At 59.3% G+C, this 21,652-nt stretch carries 19 protein-coding genes; 6 read left to right on the top strand and 13 right to left on the bottom strand.

The genetic code is table 11. The features are described 5' to 3' along the window. Positions 1-354: 354 nt before the first annotated feature. From GQR90_RS09980 to GQR90_RS10025, 10 genes are all read right to left on the bottom strand, one after another. Entirely contained in the window at positions 355-1,119 is a 765-nt protein-coding gene (locus tag GQR90_RS09980) for an SDR family NAD(P)-dependent oxidoreductase (RefSeq protein WP_158773972.1), read from the bottom strand. 60 nt (positions 1,120-1,179) lie between these two features. Continuing rightward, positions 1,180-1,962 carry an HpcH/HpaI aldolase family protein gene (locus GQR90_RS09985; protein ID WP_158773973.1) on the bottom strand — a complete coding sequence of 261 codons (783 nt, stop codon included), beginning with the start codon at positions 1,960-1,962 and terminating at the stop codon, positions 1,180-1,182. A gap of 130 nt (positions 1,963-2,092) precedes the next feature. Continuing rightward, complete coding sequence (locus tag GQR90_RS09990; protein ID WP_158773974.1) at positions 2,093-3,028, bottom strand: SMP-30/gluconolactonase/LRE family protein; 936 nt, start codon at positions 3,026-3,028, stop codon at positions 2,093-2,095. A 71-nt stretch (positions 3,029-3,099) separates the two neighbouring features. Then, complete coding sequence (gene araD, locus GQR90_RS09995; protein ID WP_199269401.1) at positions 3,100-4,827, bottom strand: L-arabinonate dehydratase; 1,728 nt, start codon at positions 4,825-4,827, stop codon at positions 3,100-3,102. Positions 4,828-4,950: 123 nt separating this feature from the next. Next, a complete protein-coding gene (locus tag GQR90_RS10000) occupies positions 4,951-6,195 on the bottom strand; it encodes a Gfo/Idh/MocA family protein (RefSeq protein ID WP_158773976.1) in 1,245 nt (414 codons plus the stop codon). Between the two features lie 480 nt (positions 6,196-6,675). Beyond that, the gene (locus GQR90_RS10005) at positions 6,676-7,704 is read right to left on the bottom strand and encodes a LacI family DNA-binding transcriptional regulator (RefSeq protein ID WP_158773977.1); all 1,029 of its coding nucleotides are present in this window, start codon (positions 7,702-7,704) and stop codon (positions 6,676-6,678) included. Between the two features lie 594 nt (positions 7,705-8,298). Further along, positions 8,299-8,631, bottom strand: a complete 333-nt coding sequence (locus GQR90_RS10010; RefSeq protein WP_158773978.1) for a hypothetical protein — start codon at positions 8,629-8,631, stop codon at positions 8,299-8,301. A gap of 72 nt (positions 8,632-8,703) precedes the next feature. Further along, positions 8,704-9,045 (bottom strand): hypothetical protein, encoded by a 342-nt coding sequence (locus GQR90_RS10015; RefSeq protein WP_158773979.1) that lies wholly within the window; start codon positions 9,043-9,045, stop codon positions 8,704-8,706. A 598-nt stretch (positions 9,046-9,643) separates the two neighbouring features. Beyond that, complete coding sequence (locus tag GQR90_RS10020) at positions 9,644-10,219, bottom strand: HD domain-containing protein (RefSeq protein ID WP_233266216.1); 576 nt, start codon at positions 10,217-10,219, stop codon at positions 9,644-9,646. Continuing rightward, positions 10,216-11,313, bottom strand: a complete 1,098-nt coding sequence (locus GQR90_RS10025; RefSeq protein WP_158773980.1) for a TauD/TfdA family dioxygenase — start codon at positions 11,311-11,313, stop codon at positions 10,216-10,218. The genes GQR90_RS10020 and GQR90_RS10025 overlap by 4 nt, the downstream gene beginning before the upstream one ends. A gap of 252 nt (positions 11,314-11,565) precedes the next feature. Here GQR90_RS10025 and GQR90_RS10030 point away from each other — a divergent pair, with 252 nt between their 5' ends. From GQR90_RS10030 to GQR90_RS10055, 6 genes are all read left to right on the top strand, one after another. Next, positions 11,566-12,603 (top strand): LysR substrate-binding domain-containing protein, encoded by a 1,038-nt coding sequence (locus GQR90_RS10030; protein ID WP_158773981.1) that lies wholly within the window; start codon positions 11,566-11,568, stop codon positions 12,601-12,603. A gap of 305 nt (positions 12,604-12,908) precedes the next feature. Beyond that, positions 12,909-14,408 (top strand): ABC transporter substrate-binding protein, encoded by a 1,500-nt coding sequence (locus GQR90_RS10035; RefSeq protein WP_158773982.1) that lies wholly within the window; start codon positions 12,909-12,911, stop codon positions 14,406-14,408. Then, a complete protein-coding gene (locus tag GQR90_RS10040; protein ID WP_158773983.1) occupies positions 14,408-15,634 on the top strand; it encodes an alkaline phosphatase family protein in 1,227 nt (408 codons plus the stop codon). Before GQR90_RS10035 ends, GQR90_RS10040 begins: the two co-directional genes overlap by 1 nt. A 10-nt stretch (positions 15,635-15,644) precedes the next feature. Beyond that, on the top strand, positions 15,645-16,580 hold the full coding sequence (locus tag GQR90_RS10045) for an ABC transporter permease (RefSeq protein ID WP_233266218.1): 936 nt from the start codon (positions 15,645-15,647) through the stop codon (positions 16,578-16,580). A gap of 7 nt (positions 16,581-16,587) precedes the next feature. Next, positions 16,588-17,487, top strand: a complete 900-nt coding sequence (locus GQR90_RS10050; protein WP_199269402.1) for an ABC transporter permease — start codon at positions 16,588-16,590, stop codon at positions 17,485-17,487. Positions 17,488-17,510: 23 nt separating this feature from the next. Then, positions 17,511-19,463, top strand: coding sequence for an ABC transporter ATP-binding protein (locus tag GQR90_RS10055; RefSeq protein WP_199269403.1), 1,953 nt, complete (start codon positions 17,511-17,513; stop codon positions 19,461-19,463). A 377-nt stretch (positions 19,464-19,840) separates the two neighbouring features. Here the strand turns inward: GQR90_RS10055 and GQR90_RS10060 are convergent, their stop codons facing one another. The 3 genes from GQR90_RS10060 to GQR90_RS10070 form a co-directional block, all read right to left on the bottom strand. After that, complete coding sequence (locus GQR90_RS10060) at positions 19,841-20,188, bottom strand: hypothetical protein (protein ID WP_158773986.1); 348 nt, start codon at positions 20,186-20,188, stop codon at positions 19,841-19,843. A 91-nt stretch (positions 20,189-20,279) separates the two neighbouring features. After that, the gene (locus tag GQR90_RS10065) at positions 20,280-20,630 is read right to left on the bottom strand and encodes a hypothetical protein (RefSeq protein WP_158773987.1); all 351 of its coding nucleotides are present in this window, start codon (positions 20,628-20,630) and stop codon (positions 20,280-20,282) included. Positions 20,631-20,701: 71 nt separating this feature from the next. Beyond that, a complete protein-coding gene (locus GQR90_RS10070; protein WP_158773988.1) occupies positions 20,702-21,046 on the bottom strand; it encodes a hypothetical protein in 345 nt (114 codons plus the stop codon). Positions 21,047-21,652 lie beyond the last annotated feature (606 nt).

A 21,652-nucleotide genomic window follows, 5' to 3' on the forward strand; every position in this document is an offset into this window, starting at 1 on the left:
GCGTATGGCGTTGTTGTTAGGGGTCTGTCAGGCGATGGCGGCGATCCATCATCGACATCTCAGGGGCTGCTGTGTGGACGCTCTGCGCCCCATGTCGGAGCCGCTGTCCTGCGTCGTTGGATTGACATTAGCAGCGCTTGAAAACGTTTTCATCTTCAAATCAAAAAAAAGTGCCACTCTTGGATCAAAGTTCAATAAGAGGAGCTGCATATGATTGAGAACTGCTATCTGATTCCCTCTCAATCACTCATTGCGCTATCGATCATTGTGCTATCGATCCTCTTGCTGACTGACATGCCATCAAGACATCATCCGCCAGCCTCTTCCCCTGATCCTTGACCCGTCAGACAGCCACTAGACCAGCCCACCATCCACGATATAGGTCTGTGCGGTCATCATGCGGCTGTCGTCAGCGGCCAGAAACAGCACCATCCGTGCGACATCTTCAGGCTGGACACGCTGGTGCAGGCTCTGATTTTCCAGCACCTGACGCTCAAGCTCCGGGTCCCACCACAATGCCTTCTGCCGCTCGGTGATGATCCAGCCAGGCAGCACGGTATTGACGCGAATACCGGCATCTCCCATGTCACGGGATAGCGTTCGCGTCAGGCCGATCGTCGCTGCCTTGGCACTTGAATAGGCAGAGATGTCACGTGAGCGTCGCAGGAAACTGGGCGAACTGAAGTTGATGATTGAGCCACCACCAGCGGCTTGCATGCCGGCAAATACCGCCTGGCAGGCGAATACCACATGTCGCAGGTTGGTGGCCTGAAGATCATCCCAGGTCTTAACGTCCAGCTCCGCCAGCGGAACACGCGTATCACGTGCCGCATTGTTGACCAGTGCGCCGATGCTGCCGAAATCCTCGGCCGCTTCCTGGATCACCGAGCGCAGCTGCTCGATATCCGTCACGTCACAATGGCGATAGCGAACTTCAGCCCCACATGAGCCAAGACGTTCAGCCAGGGCATTGCCGGAAGCATCATCAATATCGATGAAGCTGACGCGGGCCTGTTGTTCACAGAAGTGCTCGACGAGGACGGCGCCGATACCACTGGCACCACCGCTGATGAACACATGCTTACCTTCAAGGCTGGGATAGCGTGCAAATTGACTCATGGTCTCTCTCCTTTGATGACGCCGCGTACACAGCGATGCTGTGAAAATTGATGGACCCGTTCAATAACCTTCCTGGTGATGCGTCGTGCGCTCCATGGCCTCAAGCAGCGTACGGGCCCCCGTGGCCAGCAGCCGAGCATCAGACCCGACCGTCACGAGATCACATCCACGTGTCAGCATGCTCCTTGCGTGGGCGGCACCACCGTTGTGGATACCCACCCGCTTGCCTTGACGACGCGTGCGCTCGATCAGCTGCTGGATCAAGTCATCCATCGGTCCGTCGGGATGATCGAAACCCGGTGTAAACCCGTGCGTCAGTGCAAGGTCTGCGGGACCGATATAGATACCATCCAGCCCTTCAACGGCCAGTATTTCCTCAAGGTTGGCGACACCCTCTCGGGTTTCGATCATGCCCAGCACCAACATCTCGGCATTGGCATGGGTGGCATAATCCGCACCACCGTAAAGCATGGCGCGGTGTGGTCCGAAACTGCGCATGCCCAGCGGCGGATAACGACAGGCGGCCACCAGTGCGCGCGCATCCTGGGCATTGTTGATCAAAGGGGCGATCACCCCGTAGGCACCGGCATCCAGTACCTTCATGATCAGACCCGGTTCGAGACTTGGCACTCGGACAAGCGGGACGGTGTCGGTGGTGGAGATGGCTATCAGCATCGGCAGCAGATCAGCGTAATCGATCAGTCCATGCTGCATGTCGATGGTCAGGCTGTCCCACCCCTGATGGGCCATGATTTCGGCGGCGAAAGCACATGGCAGCGATAACCAGCCATTGACCACGCCCTCACCTGACTGGAAGCGTTGCTTGAGTTGATTGAGACGCATGGTGTTCTCCCGGGAGCGGCTTGGCCATGAGGCAGCAGGCTAGCCCTGAACAGGACTGAGCGGTTGGTGACAAGGCAGAGGGGCACTGGCATGTGGACAGTGATTCAGGCGAAGGGGCCTAGGCATGGGCTCATGGGCACGACCCCACGAGCGTCTTGCGATGCAGAGATGATGCCTGCGTGCCAGCGCCGCCAAAGACTGCAATGGGCACTCCCGGCACATCCACCTCTACCGCGAAGACACTGCCAGAAAGCGGCGCCTGCTTGAGTTCATCCGGTGTCATGCCCTTGCGCAGCGTCGTGATGAAGAGTGTTTTCATGTCAGCCCCGCCAAAGCACGGCATGGTAGGACCAGGCACCGGCAGCCGAACCTGGCGTGCCAGGCGTCCCTCTGCATCCCAATAATTCAGTACCCCGCCAAAGACGCCCGCACTCCAGTAGCCGCCCGCCATGTCGAAGGCCCCGCCATCAGGCCGGCCATGAAGAGCCGGATCAGTCACGGCAAAGACACGCGGTGACTCGATCGCACCACTTTCAAGGCAGTAATCGGCGGTATAAAGGGTGTCTCGACGAGTGTCGCTGAACATCATGCGACGTCCGTCAGCGCTCCAGGCCAGGCCATTGGCGACAATGAAGCCAGACTTGAGGTGGCTCGAATTCCCAGCAATATCAACGCAATAGAGGCTGCCGAGTGGCCGCGACCGCTCAACCTCATCCATGCTGCCGATCACGAAGCGTCCGTTGGGCGCGACCTTGCCATCATTGAAGCGAGTCTCAGCACGTGGCTCCTCGCTTGGGCAGCACAGATATTCCAGCTCACCATTCGCTGGTGAAAAGAAATACAGCCCGGAACGCATCGCGACGATCAGTCGCCCCTCTACACTGCGACCAAAGGCGCCGAGTGTTTCCGGCATCGGCCAGCGCTGCTGCTGTCCGTCGCTCAGACGATAGCGCTCAATACTTGGTGCATAGAGGTCTGCCCAATAAAGACACCCCTGGTCTGCGTCCCACACGGGGGACTCCCCCAGCATGGCGCGACTCTCGATCAACAGCTCCACTTCCGCCATATCCGCCTCCTTGCACCTGCGATGAGCACGTCGTTGCTGAAGAGATTTGTGCGATCCATCTCGCTTGAGGCTCAGTAGATGTCCGGTTCAGGCGTACTGCCCGGTGCGCCATTGGCAAAATCGAAGTCGCACCCTTCATCCGCCTGAGTGACGTGAGCCTTGTAGAGCGAGGCATAGCCATGAGGATGGCGGTCTTTTGGTGGCTGCCAATCCGCCAGTCGACGTTGTATCTCGTCTTCCTCGACCACTAGATTGAGGCTGCGATTGGGGACATCGACAGAAATGATGTCACCGGTCCGCACGATGGCCAGTGGCCCCCCCACTGCTGATTCCGGGGCTACATGCAGGATGCAGCTGCCATAGCTGGTACCGCTCATGCGCGAGTCGGAGATCCGCAGCATGTCGCGTACGCCCTGCTTCAGGAGCTTGGCGGGAATCGGCATCATGCCCCACTCCGGCATGCCAGGGCCGCCTACCGGCCCACCATTCTTGAGCACGATGATACTGTCAGCCGTCACCGGAAGATCTTCATCATCGATTCGCGCCTTGAGATCGGCAATGTTCTCGAATACGTAGGCAGGCCCCTGATGCACGTGAAGACGCGGATCTGCAGCGGTGGGTTTGATGATGGCACCCTTGGGGGCGAGATTGCCGGTAAGTACTGCGGTACCGCCAGAGGCGTTGACCGGATTCTCGAGCGAGTGGATGACTTCCGGACGCCAGACCTGCGCGCCCTCGATATTGTCACCCAGTGTGCGGCCGGTCACCGTCATTGCAGAGAGTGTCAGCTCAGGCGCGATGGTGGTCATCAAGGCCGGCAAACCCCCGGCATAAAAGAAGTCTTCCATCAGGTACTCACCCGATGGCTTCAGGTTGAGGACCAGCGGCACACGCCGCGAAATCTCATTGAAGCGCTCCATGGGCAGAGAGAAACCAAGACGGCGCGCCATGGCGACAATGTGAATGATGGCATTGGTAGAGCCCCCGATCGCCATGTCCACCGCGATCGCATTGTCGAATGACGCCTCACTCATCACATCGGTGGGCTTGAGATCTTCCCAGACCATCTCCACCGCACGCTTGCCGCTGGCGTAGCACATGCGGTTATGGTTCGCGTCCACCGCAGGAATGCTTGAGGCCCCCGGCAGGCTCATGCCAAGCGACTCACCGATCGACATCAGCGTGGCTGCCGTACCCATGGTCATGCAGGTGCCCGGTGAGCGTGCGATACCGTTCTCGATCTCGCTCCAATCGTCATCAGAGACATTGCCGATGCGACGCTCGTCCCAGTACTTCCAGACATCCGTGCCGCTACCCAATACCTGGCCACGATAGTTGCCACGCAGCATGGCACCGGCAGGTACATAGATAGTGGGCAAGTTCATCGAAATGGCCCCCATCAGCACGCCCGGTGTGGTCTTGTCACAGCCACCCATCACCACTGCCCCGTCGACGGGATAGCTGCGCAGCAATTCCTCGACTTCCATGGCCAGCATGTTGCGATACATCATGGCGCTGGGTTTCATCAGCTGTTCGCCGAGTGACATGGCAGGCAGTTCTACCGGAAAGCCACCTGCTGCGGTGATGCCGCGCTTGATATCCTTGACGCGTTCCGGAAAATGGGAATGACAGGTATTGAGATCATTCCAGGTATTGATGATGGCGATGACCGGCTTGCCGACAAACTCCTCTCCCCAATACCCCATCTGCTTGACGCGTGACCGGTGGCCGAACGAGCGTAGGTCATCTTGCTTGAACCAGCGATTACTGCGCAGTTCGTCGACGGATTTCTTGTGCATCATGGCCTCCATGGGCGAGGAGAATTGAACGGGATGTCGATCTATCTCACGGCGCAATAGATATACCGCCAAGAGATGATTCGGGATCAATCAATAGACGATGATCGAGGTGGCATCAGGAAATCAGCGGCGATCCATCTTGACCCACTCCCCGTTATGCTGACTCGAGGACAGTGCTGCGGCAGCAAACTCTACCCCACGTACACCACTGGCCAGGTCTGGATACCACTGCGCCAACGGATGCGGTGTCATCCCACGCTTTCGCGCACTGATATCCTCGAACAGATCTCGGTACAGCGAGGAGAAGGCTTCGCGATATCCTTCCGGATGACCGAAGGCCACGCGGGAAATGCGGGTGGATGCCTCATGCAATCCCTCAGCCCCCTTGGAGAGCAGGACTGGAGCGCCTTCAAGACGTCGATGCAACAGCTGATTGGGTGTTTCCTGATGCCATTCGAGGCCCCCAAGGCTGCCGAAGATCCGGAAGGTCAGGCCATGCTCTGCACCCGCTGCCGCCTGGGTGATCCACATCATTCCTCGCGCACCATTGGCGTAGCGCATCATCAGATTGGCGTTGTCATGCGCCTCACGCCCCGGCACGCAAGCAACCACATCAGCACTCAGCTCTCGTGTTTCAAGACCCGAAACGAACTCGAGCATATGGAAGGCATGGGTCGCGATATCATTGAGAATCATCGACTCCCCCGCGATGGCCGGGTCCATGTGCCAATCATGCCCCGCACGTTCAGCCTCTGTCAGACTAGCCAGATGCCCCTGCACGTAATCGCACTGCAGCTGGCGAATCTCGCCCAGTTCACCGTTCTCGATCATGGCCCGCGCCTGGCGCACCATCGGGTAGCCCGTGTAGCCATAGGCCAGACAGAAACAGCGCCCGACCTGTGCCGCCAGTGACTCAAGCTCATGCGCCTGCTCGACACTATTGACCAGCGGCTTCTCGCAGATCACGTGAAAACCAAGCTCGAGTGCCAGCCTGGCCAGTGCAAAATGGCTGTCGTTGGGCGTCAGAATGGCGATGACTTCGGCGCCATCATCGCGGGCTGCTTCCTCGCGCAACAGTGTCTCACCGTCGGTATACCCGCGGGAGACATTGAGCTGTTCTGCTTGGGTAAGCGCCCGAGCCGGATGCGAAGACAGCGCTGCCGCAACCAATCGGTACTGGCCATCCATCTGAGCCGCCGCACGATGCACCTGACCAATGAACGACTGCACACCACCACCGATCATGCCCAGCCGCAGGACGGGTTGAGATATCCCATCGTCATTGGATCGAGAAGCACCGCTTACAACAGTGTCGTTGGCCAGAGGCGTGCTTGGATCGATTGATGCTGAGACTGAACGGTGGATCATGCGGCGTACCTGCCTTGGTTGCTGAGTCGGTGTTCTACTCGGTGAGGCGCGCTCCTGTGGCGCCGTGCTCGAAAGAAAGACTAGCGTAGCGCCACTCGCTTTGAAAACAATTTCAATCCGATTTAGACCAAGGGACGAGAAGAGGAAATCCGGTGCAACCGAGGTGACACTCTCATGCATCAAGACCCACGCCCAAGGCTTGAAGCCTCAGGAAAGTCATGGCCATGACGAGACAGGAAACGACAGGAAAACTCTTGGCAGGTCAGCGGCTGACATGAGGTGTGACACAGCACACTTCAGCATGCTGCCGGGCGGCGACATGCCATGAAACATAACCCTCTGAACGGAGGTCATCGGGGATAGCGGCAATGGCAGAGCAAAGAGGTGGTTGAAGAGGCTGTTGAGGATATACCGAAATTCGGAGAGTCATGACGAGGAGAATGACAGGCTCCTGGCAGGAAAATTCTGCCATGGTGCTTGTCAGTCAACGCTCTCGGTGGAGCCACGCTGAATGATATGGCACGGCATGATGACACGAGTGGGGGGCAAGATACCGCGCTTGATGCGGGCGAAAAGCAATGACACCGTCTTGTCGACCATTTCACTGAATGGCTGGCAGATGGTCGTCAGGTCGTAGGACTTGCTCGACGCAAACCGGATATCGTCGACACCCACGATACCGACTTCTTGCGGGATTCTATGAGAAAACTCATGACGAATGGCATCCATGCCACCACAGGCCATGATGTCATCGAAAAAGAAGATACCGTCGGGAATGATGTCTACATCGGTAAGCAGATCACAGGTGGCCTCATAACCGGCATCGTAACTGTGACGATGACCTTCTCCCACCCCATAGGAGTGTAATCCACGCCGTTCAAGCTGTTCGATAAAGCCACGCTTTCTATCCAGCGTAGCCTGCTCCTTGGTGGAGGCACCCACGTAGGCAAGGCGACGATAACCATGATCGATAAGATGATCAGCTGCCATCCGGCCGATTTCGACATCGTCACAGGTCACCACAGAAGCTCCTGAATCCTCACCGTCGCGGCCAAAGATGGCGACCGGCGTATTCTGCTGGGCACAGGCCTCGACCAGTTCCGGAGGCAAGGAGGCCGACGTGACGATCAATGCATCAACGTGATACTCCATCACCAATGACACGGCCTCCGAGATACTTTTCTCGGTATTCACATTGATCAGTAACGTATGGCAATTGTGTCGTTGGATGGCGGCGGAAAATTCACTGAGAATGGCCAGATACACGGGATTTTCAAAGTTGGTCACGAGGATCCCGATCAGGCTTGATTGCGACTTGATGCCGCGTGCCAGACGATTGGGCTTGTAGCCCAGGCGCTCCGCCACCGCCAGAATACGACTGCGCATTTCGGGAGAGCTGCTGCCTTCAGGATTCATGGCACGTGATACCGCTGCAATCGAGACATTGGCCTCTTTGGCCACATCCGTGATCGTGACGCGCTTTGAAGATGATGGGTCCTGCTTGCTCATGCTCTCTCCCTGCCCCGTGTCGATATCGCGTCCAAAAGGAATACCAAAATACGTGGATTGCGCATCATTGCCCGATGCCCGCGCCACGATAATGAAGGAAATCTTCCAAGGGAATAGCGGCTGTCAGCCAAATAGACTGGTATTAGAACGCTCGTTTATCTTAACGCGCCAGAGAATGAGAATGAATATGAAAGTCGATTTCTCTCACGCGCACAGGTCGTTGGGGCAACAGGTGAATCATCGCTCTGCGTCAATCCGCTTCAAGACGTTAAGGGTTACACCACATCGTTGTCACCGAGGACAGGCAGGCTGACGGAACTGACACCCACAAAAAAGCCCGCCAGGGGCGGGCTGCGAATGCCTGGACAAGACATTCAGGACAGGTAAAGCATTTGAGCAAGAGGTCTGTTGATCAGCCAGAATGCTTGCTCAAGTGCTTTAGCAATATTCTAGCGCGATGCCTGACAACTGACCGTCCAAAGGTTCAACGTCGGTCAGCATTTCATCAAGTGCTACTCGTGTTTCATCAATCAATGGCATATCAACACTCTGCTATTTTTCATGCTGACGTATCACATCATTACAGCACGGGATTCAAACGCGCTCATTGATCGATTGCTCTACACGAGTCGCGGCGACGCTCTTGCCAGCATCATTCTGGTATTCAGAATGCTGTGAGACGACGCTACGATTCTGACCTTCAAGTTCTGCACTGATGGATTGTTGCAGACGGCCCGCGGCAACGCTCATACCGGTATCTGCAAATGTCTCCTGGGAAACGCCAGCCTGCTGTGCGACGCCCTCATTCAAGGACTGGCTGAGAGACTGTTGCACGCGCTGTGCTGCAGGGCTGTCGTCGGCGGCCAACGCCGCGGTACTGAAGGCTGTGAGTGCTGCAACGGCAAAGAGTGCCTTGATGGTTTTCATGTTCAATCACCTCAATCATATCGATGTGTTATCGCGGACAAGTCATTCAATTCAGCGAGAAGCTACCCGTCATCAGACGGTGGCATCGCTCAGAGCATTCTGGACACGGGTGGCAGACACGCTCTTGCCGGCATCATTCAGGTGTTCCTGCTGCTGTGAAGCGACGGTGCGACTCTGGCCCTGCAGCTCGGCGCTGATGGACTTCTGGAGACGGCCTGCAGCAACGCTCATGCCAGTGTCAGCGAAAGTTGCCTGTACCGTGGGAGTCTGCTGGACAGATCCTTGGCTCAACGGCTGGCTAAGCGACTGCTGAATGCGCAATGCAGCAGCACTATCATCAGCGGCAAAGGTGGCAGTGCTGACGGTAGCCAAGGCAACGGTTGCGATCAGTGTCTTGAGGTTCAGAGTTTTCATGGTGTGATTCCTGTGCTGTCCCGGGCATTGATGCCCTTGTTTTGATGAGGCTGTGTTGTCTGCCTCGTGAGGTGTGTCGCCCCAGAAATAATACTCTTGAACAATTCTTGTATTATTTCTGTACAACCGAGCAGGCGCAGTCATGCTGTTATCACGCTGCCAATCGGAGAATGATGCCAGCCGATCACTACTGCCTGTTCATGTCCCTGACCATCCAACCTTCTAGGTCGGACTCATACGATCTATCTGATGCAATCTTTCTACTGCCAGAGCCACCGAGTATCGCGTGGTGCATCTCTGTCGTTCTTGATGATTAATACGCTGACTGCCACCTCTTGGATGCGGTTGAGGCGAAAGATTTTGAAATAAATCTTGTGGGCACCGCTGCATCGCGAGTGTTCGTCCAGGAAAGTCTCATGCCAGAAAGCCCGAGAGACAGGTGTCTTTCGGGCTTTCTGATGACAGGCAATGACGAGAAGAGATCGGCAATTTCAAAGAGGTGGCATCACTCGGTATCAGCGACACTTGCGCATCATGCACTCCATCATGGCAACCACCTCCTGGCAGCGTTCACCATCAAGCGCAGTCATCCCGCCCGTCATCCAGCCGCCAGCACCCAGCGCTCGAGCATCGGCTTGTAATAGGCGAAATCCGGGGTTTGCATGGCCGCGACCTTGGCGGCGTCGTCCAATCGACGCACCGTGAGGATCGCCTCAAGCTGAGTCTGTCGGGCAAAGGCCTGCACTTCCTGCTCATTCATTGCACCGCCCTGCAGCGCCAGACTGTCCAATGAGGCCTGCGACAGGCAGGCGCGATAGCGGGGTTCCACTGCGACCAGATAACGCTTGGCCGCCACGTGCTGGCGAACCGGCTCGACGATCTCGGCCGGATAGTAGTGCGCCAGCCAGTCGGCACCACTGACCTGATGGCGATTGTCCTGGCCATTCATCAAGACTTCCGGTGGCAGTGCATTGGCATAATGTCCTACGTCATGCAGCAAGGCTGCCAGAATCACCGACTCCCCTTCCCCCTGCTGCTCAGCAAGGTGCGCCGCCTGCAACATGTGCTCGGCCATGGTCACCTCCTCCCCCAGGTAGGAGTCCGCACCATGCAGCGCGAAGATCTCTTCAATCAACATCACGATACTTTCTGCGCTGGTGGGCTGAATCATCATCGGGCGTTCTCCAGCAGGTTGAGGGTGGAATACAGGCTATCAAGATCGGCGTAGGCGCCCTGCAGGTGACGATTGCCACCCGCCATGAAGGCAGTACGCGCATGCATCACGCGGCTATTGTCGAACAGCAGACAATCTCCTGGCGCCAGGCGCAGTCGTATGGCCTGCTCCGGCTGATCGATCACGCGTGCCCAGTCGTGATAGGCACGATAGAAGGTACGTTGCTCCTCAAGCGGCAGTGGCAGCGAGGCAATCGAGCGATTGTTGTAGCGCACCTGGCGGATGTTGCCCGTGTGGTCGGTCTCGATGAACGGCACCCAGCTTCTGAGATCAGCATGTCCCGCATCATGGAAACGGAATGGCACCCGCGTACGTGTCAGCAGCGCGAAACTCTCGGGCGCCAGTTCGCGCAGGCGCTCGGCGGCAGCGAAGCCATCCACCAGCAGGGTCTGGCCGCCTTCCACCTCGTTGCTCAGACAATGCAGCAGCTGAATGCTCGGCGCCGGATCACGATAAGGGTTGTCGGTATGCGCCCCGAGCCCGAGATTGCTGAAGGCGAGATTGCTGGGCGAGACCTCAGTACGCACATCGAACAGCTTGCCGTAATTGGTTTCGCGCACATAACCAAACTGGTCGATCACCTCGAGCACCTTGCCCTGCTCGACAGGCACGCCGCGCAGGCACACCACACCACTGTCGCGGACACAGGCCAGCGCCTTGCCACGCACATCTCGCTCAGCGGTGAAATTGGCCCACTCGACATGGGCGACCGTGTACTCACTCCCCTGCCAGAGCATCTTGTGTGCACTGCTGCGCTCATCGGGGAAGCCGACGCTCAGGGCAGCCAGCTCCACGATTGCATAGCGAATCTCGCGAGCATTGCTCAGTGTCACTCGCAGGATGTCACCTGCCTCAAGCGTCGCCTCGCTGATGGCGGCGTCCCAGTCGAGATCCAGCACGCTGTCCAGACGCTGGCCATTGGCATGGCGACGGGCGGGATCATGGTCTTGCAGCCACAGCACATGCTGGGAAAGGGTCTGACCATCATCCAGAGTCAGGTGAAGCTGTTCGGCGTCAAACGCGAGGCGAGGCATGCAGAGTCTTCCTGTCTGTCGAGTGCGATCACAAGCCGCAAGGCACGGCATGACGAACGGGCATGGCGAACGCTCATGTCAAACGAGCGATCCTCCAGTGAATGCACGTCATGCTAGTGAACGCAGACAAGTGGCCATAGCGAGACTTTCTGACGGCGAGCCTTAGTTTTTATGCGAGCAGATTGTCATGCCATCGTCATGCACGGCTGCAAGAATGAGCGCCCGGCCGCATCGGCGGCAGGATCTGCAGTCATGGCTTCAGCACCAGCCGCTGATGCGGCGACTGGCTCAGTCCTGCTGGAGTTCTGTATGTCGCGTCCTGCCTATCATCCTTCGCAGCGCCTCTCTCAGCGCCTGCCCCTCTTCAATGCCCTGACCGCCTTCGAGGCCACCGCGCGCCTCGGCAGCCTGACCCGCGCCGCCGCCGAGCTGTGCATTACCCAGGGCGCCGTCAGTCAGCGCGTCAAACTGCTGGAAGACTTCCTCGCTGTCAGTCTGTTCGTGCGGCGTGGCAATCGCATCGAGCTGACCGATGAGGCGCATGCCTATCTGCCGCTGGTCAGTGGCGTGTTCGAGACCCTCAAGCGCGGCACCGCCTCCCTCTTCCAGCACGATGAGCAGCAGAGCCTGACGCTGCGCTCCAATCATAGCTTCGTCGAATATTGGCTGATCCCCAGACTCAAGGACTTCCAGCGCCTGCATCCGAACATCCAGATCACGGTACTGCCGCACAACCAGATACTCCCGGACGAGCAGCCCGACGTCGATATCGAGATCATCAATGGCTACGGCGGCTGGTGCGGGCGCGAGTACGAGAAGCTGGCCGATGAGCAGTGGGTGGTAGTAGCCAGTCCGGCCTTCCTCCACCCCTCCCTCGCCCCCATCGCTTCCCCTTCAACCCCACTCGACGAGCTGGCCCGCGCGCCCAGAATCGAGTGCATCGGCTACCGCGAAAGCTGGCTGGACTGGTTCCGGCTGCAGAAGTTTCGCGGCCACGTCGCCCCTGCCGGCCTGCAATTCGGCAATGCCAGTCTCGCGATTGCCGCTGCGGTCGAGGGGCACGGCTTCCTGCTCGTCCGCCAGTCCTTCGTGATGGACCTTATCAAGGGCGGGCGCCTGCAACTGGTGCACGCCTTCCGCATGCCCAGTGCCAGCAACCAGTACCTGCTGGTGTCTCCGGAGCGTCGACATGCCCCGGCCGTCAACGATTTCTGCGCCTGGTTGCGCAGCACCATGCACACCACTCAGGCCAATCCTGCCGGCATCGAGATGCCTCCCCAGCCCCGCTAGTACGGGGAGGAAGGCGCGACCCTCAGAATTTCTAAGGTACAGCCGCAGTTTTTGTCGCGGCCAGCGGCAGGCATCTGTCACGGAAACGTCATCATCTGCGCCAAAGATGACGCCTCAAGACGACAGCGCTGACGCAGACCGACCGCCCCGGCGAGCTGCGCTACGCCCAATTTATCGGCCTAGCTGTCGGCCTGAGCCAGTTCGCTGTCCCTGGCTCAGCTTGCTATCCCTGACTCGGTTTTTCCTGAACCTGTTTGCTGTCCCTGACCACCGTGCCTGACCACTGCCCTTGCCTGGAGCCTGACATGAAGAAGCCCTTGATCGCCGCCATCGGGCTTGCCGCCTTCGCCCAACTGGCCGTCCCCCAGCTGGCCCATGCCGAGACACTACGGACCCCGCACTGGGTCGAGTTCAGTGGCAAGGAGTCACTGGACCCCATCTCCCCGACGCGTTTCTACTCGGCCAACCAGCTGATCTACAGCCGCCTGGTACGTCAGGGCAGCAAGGGCGAGCCGGTGTCGGATCTGGCCTCCGAGTGGCAGGCCAATCCCGCTGCCGATGAGTGGACTTTCACGCTGCGTGACGGGGTCAGCTTCCACAACGGCAAGGCGTTGAGCACTGATGACGTCATCTACAGCTTTACTCGTCTGCTCGACCCCGAGCGCGATGCCCCGGCGCGTGCGGCACTGTCGATCATCCAGGAAGTCAGCGTCAATGAGGCCGGCCAGATCGTGTTCCGCCTTAGCCAGTCCCATGCTGACCTGCCGATTCTGCTGATGGATTACCGCGCCAAGATCGTGCCGGTCGGCTTTGATGATGACACCTCACTGCAAGGCATCGGCACCGGCCCCTTCAAGCTGGTCGAATTCGATCCGCAGGGCACCACCACATTCGAGGCCTTCGCTGACTACTGGGAAGGCGCACCGAAGCTGGATGGCATGGACCTGATCGGCATCCCCGATGACAACGCCCGCACCCAGGCATTGCTGGCCGGCCAGATTGACTGGTCGGGCTGGAACGGCGTCAACGCCCAGCAGCTGCGTCTGTTCTCCAGCAACCCGGCCTATCACTATGATTCCATCGCCACCGGCGACTGGCGTGGCATGGTGTTCCGCGCGGACGACGAGGTCTTCCAGGATGTGCGCGTGCGTCGCGCACTGCGTCTGGTGGCCGACCGTGAAGAGATGGTCAACCTGCTGTTCGGCAAGGGCGGCGCCACCATCACCTGTGACAATCCGGTCTGGAACGGTGATCAGTACAAGCTGGCGCAGCAATGCCCGCAGGACCTGGACACCGCACGCAGCTTGCTGAACGAAGCGGGCTATGCCGATGGGCTGGAAATCGACGTCTATACCAGCGGTGTCGACAACTACTTCCGCCCGATGACGGAGCTCTATCAGCGTCAGGCAGCCGAGGCTGGCATCACCGTCAACGTGCACAACGTGCCCGCCGCGGATTACTGGAACACCGCCTGGATGAAGAAGCCGGCCTTCACCACGGCCTGGGGCCAGCGTCCCACCGATCAGGTACTCAACGAAATCTTCCAGAGCGAGGCCAACTGGAACGAGTCAGCCTACAAGAACCCCGAATTCGATGCTCTGCTCGCCAAGGCACGTGCCACCCTGGATGACGCGGCACGCACCGAGCTCTATCACCAGGCCCAGGCGATGCTGACCGAGACCGGCGCGACGCTGATTCCCTTCCACCTCAACAACAATCGCGTTATGAAGCGTGAAGTGCATATTCCGGCGGTCGAACACTTCGCGATTCGCTGGCACCTGGTCGACAAGCAGGGAGAGAGCTGATGTCCCGCCCTGGCCTTATCCTGATTCTGATGGACGGCATCAGCAGTCAGCGCTTCACCGAGACGCGAGCGCGCCTGCCGCATCTTGATGCCCTTGCCAGAGACGGCCTGCTGATCGAGCGCCTGGGTGCCGATACCAATGCCAATTCGATGCCCGCGCGAGCGGGCGTCCTGACCGGGCAACCGGCCCAGGTGCACGGCATCTATTCCAACGGTATCCATTGCCCTGGAGCTGCATCTGACACCGACTGTCATGGCACAGGTGCCAACGTTACTACAGGGCATTTCCGCCCTGCAGCCGTCGAGGACCTGCGGGGTGAAACCCTGCTTGAGGCCGCGCGTGAGGACGGACTGCGTGTGGCAAGCTTAGGTTTCGGTCTGGCCCGCCCCGAAAGCTGTGACTGGTATCTGTCGCCCTGGTGGGAGGAAGGCGCCCTGCGCGCCAAAGGCATGACCGCGCCGCGTCTGAATCATTGGGATGCCCGCAATGACGCTCTGATGCGCGCGATGAGCAACGACCAGCAACTGCTCAATGAGGCACTTTCACTGATCGAGCGTGAAACACCGGAGCTGGTACTGCTCGAACTCAACACCCCCGATTACTGCCTGCATGTGCATGGCAATGATGACGCGCTGGTCGATGGGGCCCTGATGATGGTCGATGCCCAGCTCGGCAGCCTGCTGGCCGGCCTTGCGGCCGCCGGCAAGCGCGAGGCCTATCACCTGTGCGTCTTCAGTGATCATGGTCATGCCCCGGTCCAGCAGGCACTGGTAGCGGACCGCCTGCTGCCGGATGTCGCGCTGCAATGTGATGGCGGCCTGTTACTGGTGGCCGGTGAAGATGGTGAGCGCCAACGCGAGCAGGCCGCACGCCTGGCCGAGTTCGGCGTCATGCCACTCGAGGCGACCGACTTCCTGCCTCCGGACGTGAACCACATACAGCTCTATCAGGCACCGCCGGGCATGAGCTTCGAACCCGCCTGCAAGCATGCCCATCACGCAGAGCTGGTGGCGGCCCCCGGCTATGTCTCCACACATGGTTTCGGGCCAGGGGCTACGTCAGATCAGCGCTTCGCCATCCTGCATGGCCCTTCGGTGGCGCCGGGGGAACGCCTTGAACTCGAGTCACTGGCACTCCACCCGCGCCTACGCCAGGTGCTGGGCCTGCCGCCCCTCGGTGAGCACTCCACGCCACACCGAGCACGCGATCTTCAAGAGGTAAACTGAGATGTGGGCAATGCTGTTGCAGCGCTGCCTGTATGGCGGCTTCACGCTGGTCTTCGTGGCCTGCGTGGTGTTCTGGGTGATCGAGATGCTGCCGGGCGACTTCTGCGTCAACTATCTGGGACGCAGCATGACTCCGATCAATCTCGCCCAATGCCGCGCCGAGCTGGGGTTAGAATCGCCGGTAACGACGCGCTTCGTCAGCTGGTGGGGGCAGTTGCTGAGTGGTGATTTCGGCACCTCGCTGACCAGTCGCGCACCGGTCAGCGATACCTTGATGCCGCGTCTGGCCAATACTTTGCTGCTGGGCGGCATCGCGACAGTGATGGCCATCCCGCTGGCTATCCTGCTAGGGCTGGTCGCGGCACTCAAGCGCGATAGCTGGATCGACTCCAGCCTCTCCAGCCTGGTGCTGGTCGCCATGACGGTGCCGGAATTCATCAGTGCCACCCTGCTGACCCTGGTCTTCGCCATCTGGCTGCCGTGGTTCCCTGCCATCACCGTGGCCGGTGCCAATGAGAGCCTGTGGAACCTGCTGCCCGGTGCCTGGCTCCCCGCCATCACGCTGGCGCTGGTGGCCATGGCACACATGATGCGCATGACCCGCTCCAACACCATCAGCGTGATGGACAGCGACTTCATGAACATGGCACGCATCCGCCAGCTGCCGCGCTGGCGTCTGGTGATCCGTCATCTAGCCCCGGCCGCCCTGCTGCCGACCATCAGTCTGGCCGCCATGACCATCGCCTGGTTGCTGGGCGGCGTGGTGATCGTCGAACAGGTCTTCAACTATCCGGGGCTGGGGCGCCTGATGATCTCGGCCATCAATGACCGGGACATGCCGGTGGTGCAGGCCTGCGCGCTGGTGCTCTCCGTCACCTATGTACTGTGCAATCTGATCGCCGACATGCTGGTCATCGTGCTCAATCCCAAACTCAAGACAGCCTGAGTCACTCATGAACGCTTCTTCCTCGACGATCGCACGCAGCCCGCGACTGGCCATGGCCAGCCTGCCGGGTCAACGTACCCTGGCGCTGCTGTGGGCCAATCGCCAGGGCCGTCTGGGCCTGGTACTGATCGGCCTGCATCTTCTACTGGCTATCGCTGGCCGTTGGCTGGCGCCCCATGACATCTCCGCGGGTGACAGTCTCGCCTCGCTGCTGCCCCCCAGTGCCGAGCATTGGCTGGGTACCGACCAGCTCGGCCGTGATGTCCTCAGCCGCACCCTGGCCGGGGGCCGCGAGGCCATCTTCACCTCACTGCCAGCCGCCGTGCTGGCCGTAGTATGGGGCAGCGCCTGCGGCATGCTGCTGGCCATCCTCGGCGGGCGGGTCGAGAACCTCGCCATGCGACTGGTGGACGCCCTGCTGTCGATTCCCTGGCTACTGTTCCTGTTGCTGGTCATCGGCGTGATGGGCCCCGGTCCGCTGGTCTTCATCCTGACCCTGGGCATCTTCTATGGCGTGGCGGTGGTGCGCGTGATGGTCACGGCATGCCGCGAAGTGCTGTGCCTTGACTATATACAGGCCGCACGACTGCGCGGCGACAGCCTGATGCGCCTGCTGTGGCATGAGATCAAACCCAACGTGCTCGACACGATCCTCGTCGAGCTGGCAATGCGCTGGTCCTGGGCATTGCTGGCCTTCAGCTCGCTGTCGTTTCTCGGCTTCGGCGTCTCACCGCCGACCCCGGACTGGGGTCTGATGGTCGCCGATGGCCGCGGCTTCATGTCCTTCGCGCCCTGGGCCGTGCTGCCGCCCATCGTGGCGCTGTCCAGCCTGATCATCGCCATCAATCTGGTCGCCGACACGCTGGCCAAGACACTGGGCATCGACCGCGCGGGGCGCCCCGAATGACGCCGAATTCCAAAGGTCATGCCATGACGGATAACGCCGTGATCTGCATTCGCGATCTCAATATCGGCTTCCATGATCGCCAGCAGACCTGGCGACCCGTGCTGCACGGTATCGATCTGACCCTGGGCCAGGGCGAGATTCTGGGGCTAGTGGGCGAGTCCGGCAGCGGCAAAAGCACATTGGCCACGGCCATGCTGGGCCTGTTGCGTCGGGGAAGTCTGGTGCGCACTGGCGAGGTGAGTATCGCCACACCTGCGCCCGCCTCTTCCGCCACGGCTCACGATAAGAGGAGTCAAGACAAGGGCAGTCATGACAGGAACAACCCTCTTCACGACAAATACAGGTCGCTGAGCTTTCATCATCAACCGGGGCGCTGGCTGGGCGAACTCAAGCTCGGACTGGTGTCCCAGCATGCCGAAAAGGCCATGACGCCTCACCTCACGCTCGGCAGCCTGCTGTGCGAGACGCTGCTGTCACAGGGCGTGAAAGGCAAGGCGGCGCGCGAACAGCAGGCCGTGGCATGGCTGCGACGCGTCCACCTCCCTTATCCCGAAGTGCTGATGCAACGCTATCCGCACCAGCTCTCCGGCGGGCAGCAACAACGCGCCAGTCTGGCGTTGGCACTGGCGCAACGCCCGCGAGTGCTGGTGATGGATGAGCCGACCACCGGGCTGGATGCAAGCACCCAGAATGAGATTCTGGCGCTGTTGGCCTCGCTGCGCGCTGAGCTGGGGATGAGCATCGTCTTCGTCAGTCATGATCTGGGCGCAGTATCTCACCTGTGTGACCGCGTCGCGGTGATGTACGCTGGTCAACTGGTGGAGGTCGCCGCGACTCGCGACTTCCTGAGCGGGCCGCGCCACCCGTATGGGCATGCACTGGTGGCCGCGACACCGGGCAGTCAGTGCTATCGACCTGACGCCGCGCTGGAAGGCACGCCGCCCCTGGTGGGAAGCGCCATCAAGGGCTGTGCCTTTGCACCGCGCTGTACGCGCGCCAGTGAATTGTGCCGTGACAGTGTGCCGGCCTGGCAAGGTCGCTACGCCTGCCATCATGCGCTGGAGAGTCATGAATCAGTGGAAAGAGCGCGTGCGGAGAGCGGAAAAAGTGCGGAAAGTGACGCAACGACCGATGAGCGGGCGGATAGCGTGAAGCGCGACTCGCAGCCAGCCACGTCACTGGACGCCGCGCCGCTGCTGGCCGTGGAGTCACTGAATCTATGCTATCGCACGCCCGGCTGGCTGGCACGCCTGCGCGGTGAAGCGGCATCACTCACCGTCAGCGATGTGGCATTCTCGCTGCAGCAGGGCGAGACGCTGGCCTTGATCGGCGAATCCGGCAGCGGCAAGACCTCAATTCTCAAGGCGCTGGCCGGCCTGCTCTCCTCCGTTTCCGGGCAACTCAGTCTGCGTCAGGAGTCATTGGCGGGACTTGTCGCCGAGCGACGCCCGGTGCAGCGCCAGAAGATCCAATACATCTTCCAGCATGCCAGCACGGCACTGAATCCTCGTCTGACCGTGTTCGAATCCCTCGCGCCGGTGCTGTCTCGCTGGTTAGATCTCAGTGGAGATGTCGCCCGCCAGCGTGCCCAATCGCTACTGGAAGAAGTTCGCCTTCCCGCACTCTACCTGGACCGTCTGCCCAACCAGCTATCGGGTGGCGAGCAGCAGCGCGTCGCCATCGCCCGCGCGTTGGCCGCCGAGCCCGACATACTGCTGTGTGACGAGATCACCTCGGCACTGGATGTTTCGGTTCAGGCCACCATCATTCGCCTGCTGCAACGCCTCAAGCGAGAACGCGGCCTGAGCCTGGTCTTCGTCACCCATGATCTGGGGCTGGTCAGCCATTTCGCGGACCGCGTACTGGTGCTGCGCAACGGCCGCACCGAACACCTGGGAGATGTCGCAAGCCTCGCCAAAGCTAATCTGCCGCCGTATGTCCGGACACTGATGGAGGCCAAGCTAGTCGCGGCATGACCCTCCTCCCTGTCCCGGCTGCGAATCACGCTCCCACAACGAAAAAAGCCCACCAGTGGTGGGCAGGGAATGTCGGGACAGGACATTCAGGACAGGAAAGCGTTTGAGAAAGGGTTCTGTGTTCCACAACAGGCCAGTGCTTCGGGACTGTTCAAAACACTTGCTCAAGCGTTCTTCTTTCCTACTGTTGGCGTTCTGGGGCTCTGACCGTCACGACGTATCACGCTTGGTCACGACGGTCAGTAAGTACCACTAGCAACTGACAGGGGTAAGGCGATGGCATATAAGCATCCTTTACTGTCTTGCTGTCTTTGCAGGGCCAGCTTCACGAGATCAACCGGAGAAGACCCGACGTCGGTCTCACACGGTCATCCCCTTCAAGCGCTTTCGTTCAGTGCTTTCTCGACACGTGTTGCAGAGAAACTCTTGCCAGCATCGTTGGTGTTGTCCACGGAATCACTCGCCAATGCACGAGTATTGCCCTGGATACCACTATTGCTGATGGAATGCTGAACACGGCCGGCAGCAGCACTCATGCCACTATTGCTGAAACTCGTGTGATGCAGCGTTGCTTGATGTGTCGCCGGCTGGGCCTGACCCATGATGACGCTGTCGCTGAGAGCAGCACGGACACGTGCATCGGCAGCGCTGTCATTGGCATTGGCAACGCCAGTGGCTGCAACGGATAAGGCGGCGATAGCGAAAAAGGTATTGATGGTTTTCATGATCATGCTCCTCAACACATGCAGTTTTGCATGGCGTTACGACTTGATGGTGATGGGTAAAAGGAAAGTGGCTGTCACTTCTCGATCGATATCAGACGTTGCTGTCGCTCAATGAGTTCTGCACGCGAGTGGCAGAGACACTTTTGCCTGCGTCATTCGCGAAATCCTGGCTATCGCTAGCCACTGCACGAGACTCACCCTGGATACGCTCAGCGCTAATGGACTGCTGGACACGACCGGCAGCTGCGCTCATGCCAGTGTCAGCGAAGCTGGCCTGACGCAGCGCAGACGACTGAGCCGCAGGCTGGGCTTGACCGACAATGACATTGTCACTCAAGGCAGCGCGTACACGGGCATCTGCAGCACTGTCACTGGCATTGGCGGCGCCAGTAGCGGCAACAGACAGGACGGCAACGGCGAATAGGGTATTGATGGCTTTCATGGTCTTGCTCCTCGATAAATTCAGATGATCAGTTCAAGTCAGGGGGACTAGAGTGGCGTGATGGCCAGTTATCAGACGCTGCTATCGCTCAGGGCGTGCTGTACACGGGTCGCGGCGACACTCTTGCCAGCATCATTGGCGACGTCATCACCGCGCAGATGCATGGAGCGATCATTGCCACGGATCAGGCTTTCATCGAAGGCGTACTGGAAACGGCCTGATGCGGTGCTCATGCCAGTCTCGGCGAAAGTTGCCTGAGCGGTCGGCGCCTGCTGCACAGCACCTTCAATCACGTGCTGGCTGACGGACTGCTGGACACGCTGCGCGGCCGGGCTGTCGTCTGCGGCGAGCGCGCTGGTGCTGACGGTGGCGAAAGCGATGGCGGCGATCAGTGTCTTGAGGTTCAGAGTTTTCATTAGGATTTTCCTTTGATGTCCTGGGCGATGGTGCCCTTATGGTGATAAGGCCAGTCTTTGCTGTGCCTCGCTAACTTGTTACCAGACTAATATTTATCTCGGTACTTAACTAGCCATGCTACTGGAAGCTCACTGTTTCCCAAAAAGCAACTTCAGGTTCAGGCGAGGTTGGATGTCAGGTGAAGACCATCGTCCGAGACACTTTCCTCCAACAAGCATTGAATCGCTTTCGTATAATTATCGTACAACCTAGAGTGTGTAGATTTGCTGCAAGACACTCTGAAATTGCTGCTTGTAGAGGTGACTTCCCGCCTCTTTCCCTATCGACTTTAGTCACGACCCTCGAGAATCTTTCAGGCCACTTCCCTACTGCCTCATGACTCTGAAACCCGCTCCGTTGTGCTTGTAGACTAATACGCCGAGCGATTCATTCTGGATGCGGTCATTCGTCAAAAACTTTGGGATATCTTGACAAGCAACGGTGAGAATTCAGAAATTCCCTTTATAAAGCGCGTTTCCTCAATCCTCTGGAATGTGCACATTGTGGACGATGGCGAACAGAAGACATATCCCCGCAGTGGAACAGCATTGATTCCCACAAGGAAT

Source organism: Cobetia sp. L2A1 (assembly GCF_009796845.1).
Classification (GTDB): Bacteria; Pseudomonadota; Gammaproteobacteria; order Pseudomonadales; family Halomonadaceae; genus Cobetia.

Coding starts and splice junctions, on each gene's coding strand:
- GQR90_RS10035 (WP_158773982.1), top strand. CDS start 12,909: ATGAAGAAGCCCTTGATCGCCGCCATCGGGCTTGCCGCCTTCGCCCAA.
- GQR90_RS10000 (WP_158773976.1), bottom strand. CDS start 6,195: ATGATCCACCGTTCAGTCTCAGCATCAATCGATCCAAGCACGCCTCTG.
- GQR90_RS09985 (WP_158773973.1), bottom strand. CDS start 1,962: ATGCGTCTCAATCAACTCAAGCAACGCTTCCAGTCAGGTGAGGGCGTG.
- GQR90_RS10050 (WP_199269402.1), top strand. CDS start 16,588: ATGAACGCTTCTTCCTCGACGATCGCACGCAGCCCGCGACTGGCCATG.
- GQR90_RS10055 (WP_199269403.1), top strand. CDS start 17,511: ATGACGGATAACGCCGTGATCTGCATTCGCGATCTCAATATCGGCTTC.
- GQR90_RS10025 (WP_158773980.1), bottom strand. CDS start 11,313: ATGCCTCGCCTCGCGTTTGACGCCGAACAGCTTCACCTGACTCTGGAT.
- araD (WP_199269401.1), bottom strand. CDS start 4,827: ATGCACAAGAAATCCGTCGACGAACTGCGCAGTAATCGCTGGTTCAAG.
- GQR90_RS10065 (WP_158773987.1), bottom strand. CDS start 20,630: ATGAAAGCCATCAATACCCTATTCGCCGTTGCCGTCCTGTCTGTTGCC.
- GQR90_RS10030 (WP_158773981.1), top strand. CDS start 11,566: ATGGCTTCAGCACCAGCCGCTGATGCGGCGACTGGCTCAGTCCTGCTG.
- GQR90_RS10015 (WP_158773979.1), bottom strand. CDS start 9,045: ATGAAAACTCTGAACCTCAAGACACTGATCGCAACCGTTGCCTTGGCT.
- GQR90_RS10040 (WP_158773983.1), top strand. CDS start 14,408: ATGTCCCGCCCTGGCCTTATCCTGATTCTGATGGACGGCATCAGCAGT.
- GQR90_RS10045 (WP_233266218.1), top strand. CDS start 15,645: ATGCTGTTGCAGCGCTGCCTGTATGGCGGCTTCACGCTGGTCTTCGTG.
- GQR90_RS10020 (WP_233266216.1), bottom strand. CDS start 10,219: ATGATGATTCAGCCCACCAGCGCAGAAAGTATCGTGATGTTGATTGAA.
- GQR90_RS09980 (WP_158773972.1), bottom strand. CDS start 1,119: ATGAGTCAATTTGCACGCTATCCCAGCCTTGAAGGTAAGCATGTGTTC.
- GQR90_RS10005 (WP_158773977.1), bottom strand. CDS start 7,704: ATGAGCAAGCAGGACCCATCATCTTCAAAGCGCGTCACGATCACGGAT.
- GQR90_RS10010 (WP_158773978.1), bottom strand. CDS start 8,631: ATGAAAACCATCAAGGCACTCTTTGCCGTTGCAGCACTCACAGCCTTC.
- GQR90_RS09990 (WP_158773974.1), bottom strand. CDS start 3,028: ATGGCGGAAGTGGAGCTGTTGATCGAGAGTCGCGCCATGCTGGGGGAG.
- GQR90_RS10070 (WP_158773988.1), bottom strand. CDS start 21,046: ATGAAAACTCTGAACCTCAAGACACTGATCGCCGCCATCGCTTTCGCC.
- GQR90_RS10060 (WP_158773986.1), bottom strand. CDS start 20,188: ATGAAAACCATCAATACCTTTTTCGCTATCGCCGCCTTATCCGTTGCA.